Source organism: Kyrpidia tusciae DSM 2912 (assembly GCF_000092905.1).
GTDB classification, from domain to species: Bacteria; Bacillota; Bacilli; order Kyrpidiales; family Kyrpidiaceae; genus Kyrpidia; species Kyrpidia tusciae.
In genome coordinates this window covers 1,936,883-1,950,040 of record NC_014098.1, presented here as the reverse complement: position 1 = coordinate 1,950,040, position 13,158 = coordinate 1,936,883, and the positions used below count along the sequence as shown (strand labels likewise).

At 59.7% G+C, this 13,158-nt stretch carries 13 protein-coding genes, 7 tRNA genes and 1 pseudogene; 11 read left to right on the top strand and 10 right to left on the bottom strand.

The annotated features are described in order from the left end of the window. Positions 1-160: 160 nt before the first annotated feature. The 6 genes from BTUS_RS17970 to BTUS_RS09745 all read right to left on the bottom strand — a co-directional run bounded on the left by BTUS_RS17970 (position 161) and on the right by BTUS_RS09745 (position 4,944). Complete coding sequence (locus BTUS_RS17970) at positions 161-856, bottom strand: hypothetical protein (protein ID WP_013075926.1); 696 nt, start codon at positions 854-856, stop codon at positions 161-163. A 351-nt stretch (positions 857-1,207) separates the two neighbouring features. Further along, entirely contained in the window at positions 1,208-1,609 is a 402-nt protein-coding gene (locus BTUS_RS09765; protein WP_013075923.1) for a hypothetical protein, read from the bottom strand. Between the two features lie 266 nt (positions 1,610-1,875). Continuing rightward, positions 1,876-3,336, bottom strand: a complete 1,461-nt coding sequence (locus BTUS_RS09760) for a YfjI family protein (protein ID WP_013075922.1) — start codon at positions 3,334-3,336, stop codon at positions 1,876-1,878. Then, entirely contained in the window at positions 3,333-4,103 is a 771-nt protein-coding gene (locus BTUS_RS09755) for a bifunctional DNA primase/polymerase (RefSeq protein WP_052300599.1), read from the bottom strand. The genes BTUS_RS09760 and BTUS_RS09755 overlap by 4 nt, the downstream gene beginning before the upstream one ends. A 244-nt stretch (positions 4,104-4,347) precedes the next feature. After that, complete coding sequence (locus BTUS_RS09750) at positions 4,348-4,635, bottom strand: hypothetical protein (RefSeq protein ID WP_013075920.1); 288 nt, start codon at positions 4,633-4,635, stop codon at positions 4,348-4,350. Between the two features lie 63 nt (positions 4,636-4,698). Beyond that, positions 4,699-4,944: a helix-turn-helix transcriptional regulator gene (locus BTUS_RS09745; protein WP_013075919.1), complete on the bottom strand. Its 246-nt coding sequence runs from the start codon at positions 4,942-4,944 to the stop codon at positions 4,699-4,701. Positions 4,945-5,383: 439 nt separating this feature from the next. On the opposite strand from BTUS_RS09745, the gene BTUS_RS09740 reads away from it, so the two are divergent. From BTUS_RS09740 to BTUS_RS09730, 3 genes are all read left to right on the top strand, one after another. Then, positions 5,384-5,457: transfer RNA gene (locus tag BTUS_RS09740), tRNA-Cys, on the top strand. Between the two features lie 12 nt (positions 5,458-5,469). Continuing rightward, positions 5,470-5,544, top strand: a tRNA-Val gene (locus BTUS_RS09735). 7 nt (positions 5,545-5,551) lie between these two features. Continuing rightward, a tRNA-Arg gene (locus tag BTUS_RS09730) sits at positions 5,552-5,628 on the top strand. Between the two features lie 247 nt (positions 5,629-5,875). Here the strand turns inward: BTUS_RS09730 and BTUS_RS09725 are convergent. Beyond that, positions 5,876-6,349 (bottom strand): hypothetical protein, encoded by a 474-nt coding sequence (locus BTUS_RS09725; protein WP_013075918.1) that lies wholly within the window; start codon positions 6,347-6,349, stop codon positions 5,876-5,878. Positions 6,350-6,524: 175 nt separating this feature from the next. Then, positions 6,525-7,709, bottom strand: coding sequence for an ornithine--oxo-acid transaminase (locus BTUS_RS09720; RefSeq protein WP_041304058.1), 1,185 nt, complete (start codon positions 7,707-7,709; stop codon positions 6,525-6,527). Positions 7,710-8,031: 322 nt separating this feature from the next. Here BTUS_RS09720 and BTUS_RS18860 point away from each other — a divergent pair. From BTUS_RS18860 to BTUS_RS09695, 6 genes and pseudogenes are all read left to right on the top strand, one after another. Further along, a pseudogene (locus tag BTUS_RS18860) lies at positions 8,032-8,130 on the top strand (hypothetical protein); the annotation flags it as partial. Positions 8,131-8,268: 138 nt separating this feature from the next. After that, positions 8,269-8,778, top strand: a complete 510-nt coding sequence (locus tag BTUS_RS09715) for a DUF2062 domain-containing protein (RefSeq protein WP_013075916.1) — start codon at positions 8,269-8,271, stop codon at positions 8,776-8,778. A 93-nt stretch (positions 8,779-8,871) separates the two neighbouring features. After that, a tRNA-Pro gene (locus BTUS_RS09710) sits at positions 8,872-8,948 on the top strand. 5 nt (positions 8,949-8,953) lie between these two features. Beyond that, a tRNA-Leu gene (locus BTUS_RS09705) sits at positions 8,954-9,038 on the top strand. A 1-nt stretch (position 9,039) separates the two neighbouring features. Further along, a tRNA-Pro gene (locus BTUS_RS09700) sits at positions 9,040-9,116 on the top strand. A gap of 25 nt (positions 9,117-9,141) precedes the next feature. Then, positions 9,142-9,218, top strand: a tRNA-Ile gene (locus BTUS_RS09695). Here BTUS_RS09695 and BTUS_RS17515 read toward each other — a convergent pair. Next, the gene (locus BTUS_RS17515) at positions 9,197-9,991 is read right to left on the bottom strand and encodes an N-acetylmuramoyl-L-alanine amidase family protein (protein ID WP_013075915.1); all 795 of its coding nucleotides are present in this window, start codon (positions 9,989-9,991) and stop codon (positions 9,197-9,199) included. The genes BTUS_RS09695 and BTUS_RS17515 overlap by 22 nt on opposite strands. A 76-nt stretch (positions 9,992-10,067) precedes the next feature. Here BTUS_RS17515 and BTUS_RS09690 point away from each other — a divergent pair, with 76 nt between their 5' ends. Together BTUS_RS09690 and BTUS_RS09685 are read left to right on the top strand one after the other, a co-directional pair. Beyond that, positions 10,068-10,913, top strand: a complete 846-nt coding sequence (locus BTUS_RS09690) for a deoxyribonuclease IV (protein WP_013075914.1) — start codon at positions 10,068-10,070, stop codon at positions 10,911-10,913. 124 nt (positions 10,914-11,037) lie between these two features. After that, entirely contained in the window at positions 11,038-12,510 is a 1,473-nt protein-coding gene (locus tag BTUS_RS09685) for a spore germination protein (protein ID WP_013075913.1), read from the top strand. Here BTUS_RS09685 and BTUS_RS16900 read toward each other — a convergent pair. Continuing rightward, a complete protein-coding gene (locus BTUS_RS16900) occupies positions 12,455-13,153 on the bottom strand; it encodes an SGNH/GDSL hydrolase family protein (protein WP_013075912.1) in 699 nt (232 codons plus the stop codon). The two genes, BTUS_RS09685 and BTUS_RS16900, sit on opposite strands and share 56 nt — an antisense overlap. Positions 13,154-13,158: the final 5 nt, after the last annotated feature.

Here is a 13,158-nt window from a genome sequence, read left to right as displayed (position 1 = left end):
CAACGGCCTCCTAGGAGCCATTCTAACGCCTTTTCTGTGGGCGGTAATGGTATGATAGCCACCTCCGGCATTCGACGCCTCTGTGGGGCTCCTGGTGGCTCTGGCGGGCATGTCCTTTTAGGGGGTCCAGGAAGACAGCTTGCGGCGGCCTAACTTCAGGTTAGGGCATCGCCTTCGCCGTGGTCTCCAGGCCATACTCACCCAGCGGGTACCACGCGCCGCCGACCTCGTATTCCGTCCCGTTGCCAGCCGGGCGACAGCGACCGGCAAAGAGGGGGCAATTTGGCGGCATGTCGGGCATGTTTGAAGCCTCGGCGATTGCCTTTCGCGCTTCTTCAATTGCGGCCTCCACCCGCTGGGCCTCCTCCAAGTGCGCCTCCCGCGTGGAAATATAGCGCTCGGGGTCCCGGGAGGGGTCCGGCTTCACGGCGTAGCTGTAACCGATGTCCCATGACCGCCAACGGGCCAGCGCCCTCTCCGCCTCGATGACCAGTGCCGCCGCCTTTCCCTCCGCCGCCCACCGCAGCATCGTCCCGTCGAACGCCCGCTCCGGCAGTTCCTCCCGCCTGGGCAGCAGCGCCTCCAGGCGAAGCCTTGTCTCCATTTCCGCGGCCGCATATGCCCGTTCCAGGGCGGCCACAAGTTCGGGGCCGAGGGGTTCGGGCTCCGGGAGCACCACCCGTTCGAGCGCCATCAGCCGCGCCTGGGTCTCTGCGGCTTGCTCCACTTCACCCTTGGCGGCGTATTCGTTCGCCTTCGCCCGAAGCTCGCGCACCAGCGCCTGCTGTCGTCCAAGGGCGTTGCGCCGCCGCTCGCGCTCTTTTATTGCGTCCGATATCTCGCGTGGCAGATTCATGCTTGTTTCCTCCTCGGATTCAGGTTAGGGGATGTCCATGCCCCTGGACACCCCTGCGTTTGTCAGTCACGCCCGGCGTCATGCCAGCCGTACAAGGCCATTGCATACGTCCCGGCGAAGGCCAGGAGCGCGGCCAGCGCCCAAGCAACCATGCGCTCACCCCCTTTCGGCGGTTGCTCCGTCATGCCGCGTCACCACCGCCCCCGCCGCCCATCGGCTTCATGCGCAGGCCACAGCGGGAGCAGACGGGGGCCAGGACCACGCGGCCCAGGCACTCGATGGTCCGCACAGCCCGGCATTTCGGGCACTCAAAGACGGTCTTGCGCAGGGCGGGGGTTGCGGTCGTCTTTCTCATGATCTCACCCCCTGCCACGGCGGCAGGAAGACCAATCGGACGGGCTTGCCATGTGGGTCCCGAATCTCGATCCGCACCGTATGGCCAGGGCGGGGGGGAGTGGATCGGACGAGGGCAGGCAGGATCTCCAGGGCCTCCGCCATGCTTGCGGCAGTGGCCACCTGGGAGCCGTCCACCGTGACCACAAAGGCGGGGGCCTTCACGCGCTCCTGTGAGGCCACAGCGGGGTCCTTGGACTCAGAGGACGGGGCCGTGACTCCCGCTTGGCCACCATCCCGGTATCCGAGGTCATAGATCGTCTTCATGGGAGCCAGGCGCTTGGGCTTGCCTTTGGGCTTCTCGGGAAGCTCGATGTCATGAATGGTCTTCATCGGGGCCAACCGCTTTGGCTTGTCCATCGGGATAACCTCCCCCTCTATCATGGATGAATTTCCAGCGTCCTTGCACTCATTTTCTTTTCTTACTCTGCACTCAGCCCTTTGCCCGCTATCCCTTGTGGCTCAAGGGCTGAGGGCGCTTTTTTTCACTCTGCAAAGCACTCTGCAGTTTCTGCACTTACGCCGAAACTGCAGAGTAGTGCAGAGTATAGTGCAGAGTGGAAAAATCCCCTTCAATCCCTTGATATGACTGAGAAAATCGGACATGTGCCGAGTGCAGAGTAAGGTTAGCAATCAAAGTTCGATTTCTGCTCGTCCGTTACCAGTTTTATAATGTATGTCCTACCTGATTTTTGCATTACGGCATGCCCCCGTTCGGTGAGTTCGTCGGCCAGGGCTTGTGCGTCCGCCACCCGCTTGGTCCCCGCCACCTTGTAGGTCACAAGGTCCCGGAGGGTTGCCTCCCCTCCCCGTTTCTTCATCCATGCCACCGCCAGCCTTACCTTGCGATCTTCAGGGGTCTCCCGAAGCTGGCCATACACCCGGCGGGCGTGGCTTTTGAAGTACCGGATGAGCTTGCCCACCCGTCGCATGGTCTCGGCGTCCACGGCGGCGTCGTCCGGGATCTCTCCGGCCACCGCCCGGAGAAGGTGAACCACCAGGGCGAGGCGGAGGGCGTAGGACTCGATCTTGGCCCAGGGGCCTTCCAGATGTTCCGGGAAGCCCTCGGCGTTCTGCTCCGCACAGTGGTCGTCTTGCCATGCGTTCCATGCTTCCAGTCCGTCCGGGGAGAACGCGAACGGATAGGGGCCGTCCTCGGCGGGCTGAAGGTCCCTGAGTACCTGGCATGCCTTGCTCCATGATTCTCTGGCCTCGGATGACAGCACGGCGTCCGTCCTCCGTTTCTGCACCCGGTCGGGCTGAACGATCAGGAAGCGGTGAATGAAGCCGTCGGCCTCCGACATCTCATTCCGCAACTGGGCCAGGACAAGGGGTTGAATGCCGCCGGTGAAGCCGACGAACGGCTTGGGGACGTATATGGCTTGTTTTCCCTTGCGGTTCACCACAACGGGAGTCCCACTCCAGAGGGAAAGGGCGTTCTGCTTGTCCGATCCCTTGCCGCCCTTGTACTGGTTGAGACTCAACACCCACCCGGCGGCCTCTTCTTGGTAGATGAGCACTCCCCTTTGGTTTCGGGACAGGAGCTCCGCCAGGGCTTCCATCGTCGTGTCCGTTGTGTAAATCTGCTCCATCATCGGCGGTTGCGGCCTCGGTTGCTTCTTATCCTGCGCCCACCGGGTCATGGCGTCCTCATAAGCGGCCTCGGCAAGATCAAAGCGGCCTTTTAACTCCGCCTGGATCGAATGAAGTGGCTCCAAGACGGTTTCCAGTGCCGGGGTCTTGGCGCTCCCAGGGTTGCCCACCACGATCGTCCAGATGCGGGCGTACTCCGTCCGGTCTGCCTTCGGGCGGATGACGTTGCTTGTCCCGATGATAGCCCCGGCCACTGAAAGCATGGGCACCCCGATGAAGTCGGGAGGGCAGTTCAGGGACGCCGCGCCCTCGGCCACAAAGCGGGCCAGGGAGGAAGGGAACACGTCCACCGGGAACGGCTCCACGGTCTCGGTCTTGAAAGGCACCGCCACCCTCTCCGCCCCATCGGCATGGTCCTCTAGCACCCTTCGCAGTCGTCTAGCATTCTGTAGTTCTATCAGCCCTTGGAGGGCGTTGCTTCCGTCCATGTTCATTCCCCCATCTCCTTCCGCGCTTGGCGTTTGGCAATGCTGTTTATCGCCCTGTGAAGTTCCTGCAACGGGAGGGGAGGGCGGTTGGTCAGGTTCCATGCCTCCAAGAGAGCCACCGCCACCTTGGGGTTCATCCGACGGAAAGAGAACAGATACCCCGCCAGCCTGGCGGTGGCCTGGTTGCGCTCCCCCTGGCCCACGCCCAGGGCTATCCGCTCGATGTCGTCGCCAATGCCCTCCAGTTGGATGCTGACACCCCCTGCGGGCTCCTGCGGCTGGTTCAGCAGTTCCTCCACCCACTCGGGGAGAGGCGGGGGCTCGATCTCCAGGATGGACCGCCCTTTTGCCCAGCGGTATACCGCGCCCGATGGATGCACGGACGGCGGGGCCGCCACATACCCCCCGTCACCCCGAACGTCCACGCCGGGGAGAAGCTTCACGGCGTTCTGCACGGGATGCCCGGGATGCCGGAAATACAGATGCCACCCCTTACCGGTCTTGACCACAGGGCCGACGTCCTCAACGCCTCTCTGCTTGATCTCCTGGGCGGCCTCGGGGGAGTCCAGGTCCAGGACCACCACGCCGCTGACCGCCCCCGTCACAATCGCCCAGTTGCACCCAGGGTGCTCCTGTGCCCACCGCATGACTTGCTCGGGGGTCGGGCGTCTATGCTGAAAGGGCTCCCACTTGATGAGCGGGCGCTTGCCCTTGGGTTCGAGCGGGATGGTCGAAAGGTCGCGCTTGATGTATGCTAAGGGCGTGCTCGTCAACTGCCTCACCTCAACTAAAGATTTCAGGTAAAAATTCATACTCGCATATTGCGTCACAACACGTTACGTGTTACAATGCGAAGCAAACGGAGTGTTTCTTACCGGAGCGGTAAACGCCTTGCCCTCGGTCTGTCTTGTGGTTAACTGGCAGTTAACATCCTGCCGCGCAACCAATCTGCGGCCAAGGGCACACCACGGCCATACCTGCCTATGGCACAGTGAGGCCATGATGCGCCCGATGAACTCAGCCGCAGTCTTGGGCGGAGGGGTTGTCCACGCGCACCAGGCGGTACTGCCACGTGAACGCCCAGCCGTCTTCCGTCCGTTTCCGCCGCTTCTCAATGCGGAAGCCAGGCGGCAGGCTTGCGCGAAGCTCCCGCAGGCGCCGCAGGCCTTCGGAGCCGCCGACAGATGGACTGGCGATAACGTGGGCGTCGAGCCACTCACCCATGTGCTCGGTGAGAAAGCGCCACACCGCTTCCCGCCGGGTTCGGCGGTGAGCCATGTCCTTATGCAGTTGTGTTTGAATCATGCATAGTGCCCCCTTGTTCCCAGGTTCCGGCCTGGGTTTTTTAGTTCCCAGGTTCACCCCGGTTCACCCCGCCAACCGGCGCAGGGCTTCGGCGTCTATCAGCCGGGCCATACCGAGGTCGTCGAAAAGCGACTCTTCCGGCACCCCGTACAGTTCCGACAGCGCCCGGCGCAGTTTGGGATAGCTCGAGCGGACACGCCTTTCGATGTGCGAAATGAGGCCACCCGATACGCCGATCATTCGTGAAACGTCCGTCTGCGTCCAGCCACGGGCGCGGCGCAGGATCTCCAATCGCGTGAGCCCAGTCATGTTTTCACCTCCCAAAACTTTAGAATTCGACAGCATGATACCAAAATCCTACCTGAGACTATCACCCCCGGTGATTTGTTCGAATTTAGAGTAGCAATTGCTCAGGCGTGGGCAAAATCTGGTTTTGGCTCGAAATGACAAATAATCCATGTCGATCTCTTTTTTTCTCGCTCATACTTCGGAATTCGCATGGTGGCTTTATGTGGTGTCTAAAAAACGGATTCTTAGGTTATCCACAGGATATATAGCGTAGATCACACCCTGCCTCCGACAGGGGGCCAAAGAATCACATTCCGCCGCCCTGTTGTGACCGCTCCTGTTCCCCTGTTGACTGTGGTCTGTTTTTGTGGTACAAACATAGGCGAAAACCGTTGTCGTTGAATCAACGGGCGAAAGGTTGTACGTCCGGTTTTCCCGGTAACGGCGCGGAAAAACGGACGGCGGCATAGCCAAGTGGTAAGGCAGAGGTCTGCAAAACCTTTATCCCCGGTTCGAATCCGGGTGCCGCCTCCAGTGCTTTACGTTGCGGCAGTAGCTCAGCGGGAGAGCACCACCTTGACGCGGTGGGGGCCACAGGTTCGATCCCTGTCTGCCGCACCACAATCTTGTGCCCGTAGCTCAGCCGGATAGAGCGTCTGACTACGAATCAGAAGGCCGGGAGTTCGAATCTCTCCGGGCACGCCAGAGTTCCGTGCGCAGGCTGTACCTCGTCGAGGGCGGCCTTTTTTTTTTTTTTGAACGGATATAAAGATGTTCTGCGCCTCCATGGGGCTCCCACCCGCCCGGTTGGTATCCTTCAACGAGTTTGGGGGGCGTGGCGGGTCGACTTTTGAAGCAAACTTGTAAGGTGAACCGCCGCTTCGGAGGGCGGGACCGGAGGCGCGCTGCACTTCTCATTGTCTTTCTCATAGTGGCCTATGTACGGCCGATGTTATCCATGGCGAGTGCGGGCCTGGAACTCTTTGGTCCATGCGCGGATTCGCGAGCACAAACTTTGAACCGCGTCGGCGATGCAGGTGGTTGTGGGTGGATTGGGATTGCCGCTGGTTCGGTGGTGAAAAGCGATTTCGATGCTGCCTTGCTTACCGAGGCTGACCAGGGCTCCGGAATGTTGAAAGAGGTGCAAGGGAGGTTCGTCGCCTGCGTGGGCGCTCTGAAACGGGTTTGGCCTGAAACTCACCTGTAGTCGCACGGTGAGTTCTGCGTAGGCGAAGATCGGGGCGTCGTGAGCTGGGGTAATGGGATAATAGTGGATTCGCGCACTATATCCGGGCCCATCCGGAACGGCAAAACCCGCGTCCTGCAGAGAAGAGATCAGAAGATTTACGGCACTTTGTGCATCTTCGGAAAAAGGGAGGCGATGCTTGAGACCGAATCGCCCCTCCAATTTAGAAGAAATCCCCATGGCGTCTTCCCCCTTTCGGTGTCATCCGCCAGGCCCTCATCTCTATCTTAATGCAAAAGTTGTGAAAAAAGAAAGAATGAATCATGGACATGTTGGACATCCTCCCGGCCGGGCGTGTCCTGAGACCGGCGGATGAGCCCCACGTCCGGGGGTGCGCCCCGCCCGATGACCGGGACTACCCTGCCTCCGGGCGGAACACCTCTGCAATCTGTTCAAAAGCCCAATCCAACTCTTCTTTTTGAATGACCAAGGGCGGGGCGAAACGGATGGTGGTCTCGTGCGTTTCTTTGCAGAGAAGGCCTCGGTTTTTCAACTTTTCACAATAGGGCCGCGCGGGCGACGTCAGCTCCAGGCCGATAAACAATCCCCGCCCTCGGACTTCGCGAATGGCCGGGTGGCGGAGGGTCCGGAGCCGGACCAGAAAATACGCCCCGAGTTCTCGGGACCGATCCACAAGTTTTTCGTCCTCGATCACCTGAAGGGCAGTGACAGCCACCGCTGCTGCCAAAGGGTTGCCGCCGAAGGTCGATCCGTGAGACCCGGGTTCGAAAACTCCCAAAATGTCTCGATTTGCGGCCACCGCCGATACCGGGTAGACCCCTCCACCCAGGGCCTTGCCGAGGATATAGAGATCGGGGGTGACATTTTCCCAATCGCAGGCAAACCATTGTCCCGTTCGTCCCAGGCCGGTCTGAATTTCATCTGCAGCGAATACAATCCCATTCTCCGTACAAATCCGCCGAACCTCGCGAAGATATCCGTCGGGCGGGAGGACGATCCCCGCTTCTCCTTGAATGGGTTCGAGAAGGACCCCGGCGGTATGTGGGCCTGCAGCCCGGCGCAGAGCCTCGATGTCTCCGTAGGGCACCACTCGAAAACCCGGGGTGAGGGGGCCGAACCCTTCCCGGTATTCCGGCTCCGAGGAAAAAGAGATCACGGTGGTGGTCCGCCCGTGAAAATTCCCGGTGGCGACGATAATTTCCGCCTGGTCTTCGGGGACGCCCCTGACTCGGTAGGCCCAGCGGCGCATGGCTTTGATGGCGGTTTCCACCGCTTCGGTTCCGGTGTTCATGGGGAGAATGGTGTCTTTGTGAGTCAACTGGGCCAATCGTTCGTAGAAAAAGCCGAGCTTGTCATTATAAAAGGCCCGGGAGGTTAAGGTAATCCGGTCCGCTTGGGCTTTGAGGGCTTGGATGATTCGGGGATGGCGGTGTCCTTGGTTGAGGGCGGAATAAGCGCTCAGCATGTCGAGATAGCGCCGACCCTCTACATCCTCCACCCAAACCCCTTCTCCTTTCGTCAATACCACCGGAAGGGGGTCGTAATTCCGGGCCCCGTATCGGTCTTCGCGTTCGATCATCGAGGTTGCGAGACTACCCACGTCATTCCCTCCTGGGTTTTTTCATTTTGCAAATCGCGGTCTAAGCGGAATCACCGTGTCTCCTTCTCATGTTATGTTGCTCCCTCAGTATATTCTGCTCCTTGGCCCCTCATTTCCTCCAGGTCTTTACAGAGAAACAAAGGACAGCTTCTATCCCGCCACAGGTATTTTGACCAGAAAGACGAAATTATGGGAAAGAGGGGAGTGGTTTTTTTCTCCATCGGCCATTCGACGGTGGTTTGCCTAATGACGGTGGTGACAGCCTTGGCCGCGGGTTGGGCGATCCGGGCGATGCCGAGTCCGCAAGCGGCACGTGTACCCGGTCGGATTCTTATTTGGCTTGGGCGTTGATACAGCCAGTGAGGTGTCGCTTATGGCGCTTTCGGTCGGGGCCGGGCAAAGTGTCTCCTGGCATCCAAGGATGGGGTGGACCATTCCGGGGGATATGGGCGGTTTGAACCCGATCCTTGCTTATTCGACAGGATTCCCGGTATAATGAACATCGTACTGTCAGGATGCCGTGGGGGCGGGGGGCGGAATGAAGGGGAGAGAGCAGGGGGTTTTTCGCGGCCTGGGCAGGTGGATACGGTATTACCTCCTGCGGTTGGTGCGGGTCAGGGACGAGCAGCGGCGAGTGCAGAAGGGGATCGCTTTGGGGGCGGTGATGCATTTTATCCCCACCCCGGGGATCGGCTTGGCGGTGGCCTTGATCATCGCGGTCTTTCTTCGGGCGAACAAGGCTGCGACCACCATCGCCAATGTATTTGCCGCGCCGGCAGCGGTACCCATGTGGTTCCTCAACTACTGGGTGGGGAAACTGTTTGTCGGGGCCAAGAACACCGGCCACGTGGTGGATCTGCACGGCCAGGGGTTCGTGGCGATGTGGCATTGGCTCGCTTCCCAAGGGGTAGGTTTTTTTATCGGGATCGGCGTGAACATGGTGGTTGGATTCGTCGTTTTGTACGTGGTGTCCGGATGGGTTCTCCGCCGGGCGGCCGCCAGGTTCCAAAGTCGGAGGGCGTCTCCTTCTCCGGAGAGCGGGCCATGAAACACCATGATTCGGGGTGGAAGGAAACCGATGAAAGTTCTCGTTCAACCGTTGACGAGGGTTGGTCCTTAATGATATAGTAGTCTTTGCCGTCGGAATGTAGCTCAGCTTGGTAGAGCGCACGGTTCGGGACCGTGAGGCCCAGGGTTCAAATCCCTGCATTCCGACCAGTGATGTCGAAGTGGCGGAATCGGCAGACGCGCACGTTTGAGGGGCGTGTGGGGAAACCCGTGCGGGTTCAAGTCCCGCCTTCGACACCATCGGGACGTAGCGCAGCCTGGTAGCGCGCTACCTTGGGGAGGTAGAGGTCGCGGGTTCAAATCCCGCCGTTCCGACCAGGTGCCCCAGGATGTTGGGGGCCATGGGCCTATAGCTCAGTTGGCCAGAGCGCACGACTGATAATCGTGAGGTCAGTGGTTCAAGTCCACTTAGGCCCACCAAACAGCGCCATCCCCCAGAAAGCGGGGATTGGCGTTTTTTTCTGCCTTTCTGGCGGAACCAGGGAAGTGATCTGGTAGGCGCGGATCGCCCCAGCCAGGGCTTCAGCCAATCGTTGCCGATAGGCGGGGTCGAGGAGCGCGCGGCGGTCCGCCGGGTTTGAGAGATAACCCACCTCGACCAGGATGGCCGGACACGGGGCTCGCCGGAGCACGTGTAACGAGCGGTTTGGAAACACGATGGCCCGTCCCGTCACGGCGGCAAGCTGGTTCTTGGCCAGTTCGGCAAGCCAAGCACCGGCCGGATCATTCGCCTCGTGCAAGATCACGGCTCCCCGGGGGCCGGAGGCCGAGGAGTGATTGACGTGGATGCTCACAAACAGATGGGTTCCGCTTTCCCGGGCGATGCGGACCCGGTTGCGCAAATCCCGGGCGTGGCGGCTGCGAAGGGGGGAGGGGTAACGATGACTCACATCTTCGTCCCGTTCCCGGGTCATCACCACCGGACATCCTTCTTTTAACAGGACCTCCCGGAGTCGAAGCCCGATGTCGAGCACCAAGTCTTTTTCTAGGACTCCACCGACCGAGGTCCCTCCGTCGATGCCGCCGTGTCCCGGGTCGATCAATACGGGGCCACCTTCCTCGGACAAGGCCTCGAAGGGAGCCTGAGCAACAATGACCTCGGGTTGTGCGGCGAGGCTCGCCGTGGGCGCCATGGCCCAGGTGAGGACGGCTGTGAGAAGGGCAGTATAAATTCGCCAGCAACAGTTTTCCATTCTATTCCTCCGGACATCGCATGATATTCTTAAGGTGCCGGGAAGGGCGACCTTTCATACCACGAGGTGATTGACGATGAAAATCGGGGCCAATGTGTCCATTGCAAAAACGGGTCTGCTGGCAGCGGTGGAGGAGTCTATCGGATACCGAGCCACTTCCCTCATGATTTACACCCGCTCCAATCGGGGGGGCCGGGCTAAACCCATCGAACAATTTCATCGGGATGAAGCCTGGGCGTTGATGAAAGAACACGGGATCGGCGATCCGGTGGTGCATGCGCCTTACCTGATCAATTTGGCCAGTCCAAAAGACGATACCTGGGAGTACGGAATCGGCCTATTGCGGGAGGACATCGACCGCACCGCCTATCTTCAGATTCCTTGGATTGTCTTTCACCCGGGTTCCCATACCGGGGCGGGGATCGAATACGGCATCGAACGGATTGCCACTGGACTCAACCGAATTCTGGATGAGGCGGCGGAGGGGCCGATGGTGCTCCTGGAGACCATGGCGGGAGATGGTTCGAAGGTGGGCAGTCGCTTTGAAGAAATCGCAGAGATCATTCACCGGGTGGATCGTTCGGACCGCCTGGGGGTGTGCGGGGATACCTGTCACTGGTACAGCGCGGGATATGACATCGTGGAGGATTTTGACAAAGTCCTTTATACCTTTGACGATGTGATCGGCATTGAGCGCCTGAAGGTGTTTCATATTAATGACAGCAAAAACCCCTTTGACTCCCGAAAAGACCGGCATGCAAACATCGGGTACGGTTCCATCGGGGCCGAAGTCCTACGGCGCATCTGCCACCATGAAGTGTTGCGGGACCTGCCTTTGATCCTGGAAACGCCGGAGGGTCATTATGGCGAGGAAATTGCCTACCTGAGGGGAGAGACGGATACGCTGCCTCAGATCGACTGATACCAAAGCAAAAGGGTGAAATGGGCTGGCGGCGCACCAGAACCTGGATCGGTTTGCTCGCCTCTTCGATTATTGGCCCCGGGATCGGGAGAAACTGGGGGAATGAAGAAAGGGAGGCAGTGCGGTGCGGCCGATCAATGCCGATTTGGACCGCGTTGTAGAGGAAGTGAACCAAACTCTCGGCGTGGGTGTAAGTTTTGACGTCCTGTACCGGCCCATCGATTTCTCTGGTATGCGCCTGGCCGTGTACGGCTTAAACGGATTTTTCCAGAGTTTATTCGTGTTTGACATCGTCAAGGCGGTGGAAAGGGTCGCCCAACGGCTGGCGGAAAACAAAGTACACGGAGCCAAGGTCAAGGCCCTGGGAGATGCGATCTATGCTGAACTGCCTTTTGTTCAGGTCGATCGGACCAAGGACCTCGAAAAGGCTTTGATCAACATCATGTCAGGGCCCATCGCCATTTTTGTCGATGGGCAATCCGAGGCCATCCTGGTGGACACCCGCCTCTATCCGGCGCGAAACCCGGATGATCCCGCCGTGGAGCGGGTGGTTCGAGGCCCGCGGGACGGATATACCGAAACCCTGGTCACGAACGTGGCCTTGACGCGCAGGCGGTTACGGGACCCCGGGCTGCGCTTCGAGTTGCATCAGGTGGGACAGCGCTCGAAGACGGATGTGTGTTTGGTTTACATCAACGACATCGTGAATCCGGATCTGTTGGCCGCGGTTCGGAAGAAAATCCAAGGGATCCAGGTGGATGGGATCCCGATGGCGGAACAGTCGATCGAAGAGTTTCTCATTGACAACAAATGGAACCCCTATCCCATGGCCAGGTATACCGAGCGGCCGGATGTGGTGGCGACCCATCTGTTACAGGGATATATGGCCATCTTTGTGGACACGTCTCCGGAGGTGATCATTCTTCCCACCACCTTCGTGGACCACGTGCAGCACCCGGAGGATTACCATCAGACTCCCCTCAGCGGCACATATATGCGATGGATTTTGCTGTTGAGCGTTATTTTGTCGGTGCTCCTCCCTCCGGTGTGGCTGGCCTTGATCCAATTCGCCCCATCGATGCCGGCGCTTCATTGGGTGGTGCCCCATAAGGAGAGTTCTATTCCGATCTGGATGCAAATGATCTTTGCTGAGGTGGGTATGGATATTCTTCGTCGGGCAGTGATCAATACCCCGATGACACTGGGCAACGCCCTCGGCATCGTGGCCGGCGTCATTTTTGGTCAAACCGCCGTGACCGTAGGGCTTTACAGCGCCGAAGTCATGGTGTTTATGGCCGTCACCTTTGTGGCATCTTTTGCGACCTCCAGCCCCGAGCTCGCCGCCGCCAACCGATTGGTCCGAATGATGCTCCTCATCCTGACCACACTCATCGGTCCGTGGGGGTGCGTCGTGGGCATCCTCGGTTGGTTCGCGCTTCTCGGGAGGAGCCGATCCTTTGGAGTCCCGTACTTTTGGCCGATCCTGCCCTTTCATTTTTACGGATTCAAACAAATGCTCGTCCGGGAGCCCTTGCCAGACATTAAGACGCGGATTTCGGCTGTACACCCCGTGGACCCCGATAAGCGGACGGGATGAGACGACCAGAACCCGACTCTTTAGGCAAAGTCCTTCGGTAGGCGTCAAAGAGTGCTCCGGCGATTCGGCTGTGTCCGGCCACCGAGGGATGAACGCCGTCGCACAGCCACCCCCGCGAGGCCCCGGGCAGGATCTCCTGAAGGTTGATAAACTCCACGCGCGGTCCGGCGACCCGGGCGGCGTACTCGCGGTTCAGGCGCCGGATCAGCCACTCCGCTGTGCGAAAGCCCCACCAAGACGCCGGATAAGGATTATAAAAGCCGAGAACAAATACTCGGGCGGAAGGGGCGTGCCGCCGGATCTCCGCCATGAGGGCAGCGGCGGTGGTCCAGAGCTGCCGGACCGCTCGCACATAGCTGTAGGGATTACTGTGACCGGTGATGAGCCGCCGCAGGAGGTCATTACCGCCAATGGACAGGGTGATACAGTTGGCCGGCGCCAGCCGCTGGGCGAATCGGTTTCTCACCAAAGTGAGCAACTCGCCGCTGGTCAGCCCGGAGATGGCCAGATTTTCCAGGCGGCACTCCGAACTGTGGCGCAGGTGGCGAAACAATACGCTGGGATAAGCCGCTCCCTCAGGTACGCCTTTGCCTGCGGTGATGGAATCTCCCAAGGCGATGTAATAGAGGGGTTTGGCGTTCATCGGCG

Bases quoted from the DNA above. Each gene is read 5' to 3' on its own strand.
- BTUS_RS09760 (WP_013075922.1), bottom strand. From the start codon at position 3,336: ATGAACATGGACGGAAGCAACGCCCTCCAAGGGCTGATAGAACTACAG.
- BTUS_RS09690 (WP_013075914.1), top strand. From the start codon at position 10,068: ATGAAAATCGGGGCCAATGTGTCCATTGCAAAAACGGGTCTGCTGGCA.
- BTUS_RS09745 (WP_013075919.1), bottom strand. From the start codon at position 4,944: ATGACTGGGCTCACGCGATTGGAGATCCTGCGCCGCGCCCGTGGCTGG.
- BTUS_RS16900 (WP_013075912.1), bottom strand. From the start codon at position 13,153: ATGAACGCCAAACCCCTCTATTACATCGCCTTGGGAGATTCCATCACC.
- BTUS_RS09715 (WP_013075916.1), top strand. From the start codon at position 8,269: ATGAAGGGGAGAGAGCAGGGGGTTTTTCGCGGCCTGGGCAGGTGGATA.
- BTUS_RS17515 (WP_013075915.1), bottom strand. From the start codon at position 9,991: ATGGAAAACTGTTGCTGGCGAATTTATACTGCCCTTCTCACAGCCGTC.
- BTUS_RS09765 (WP_013075923.1), bottom strand. From the start codon at position 1,609: ATGGACAAGCCAAAGCGGTTGGCCCCGATGAAGACCATTCATGACATC.
- BTUS_RS09720 (WP_041304058.1), bottom strand. From the start codon at position 7,709: ATGATCGAACGCGAAGACCGATACGGGGCCCGGAATTACGACCCCCTT.
- BTUS_RS09725 (WP_013075918.1), bottom strand. From the start codon at position 6,349: ATGGGGATTTCTTCTAAATTGGAGGGGCGATTCGGTCTCAAGCATCGC.
- BTUS_RS09750 (WP_013075920.1), bottom strand. From the start codon at position 4,635: ATGATTCAAACACAACTGCATAAGGACATGGCTCACCGCCGAACCCGG.
- BTUS_RS17970 (WP_013075926.1), bottom strand. From the start codon at position 856: ATGAATCTGCCACGCGAGATATCGGACGCAATAAAAGAGCGCGAGCGG.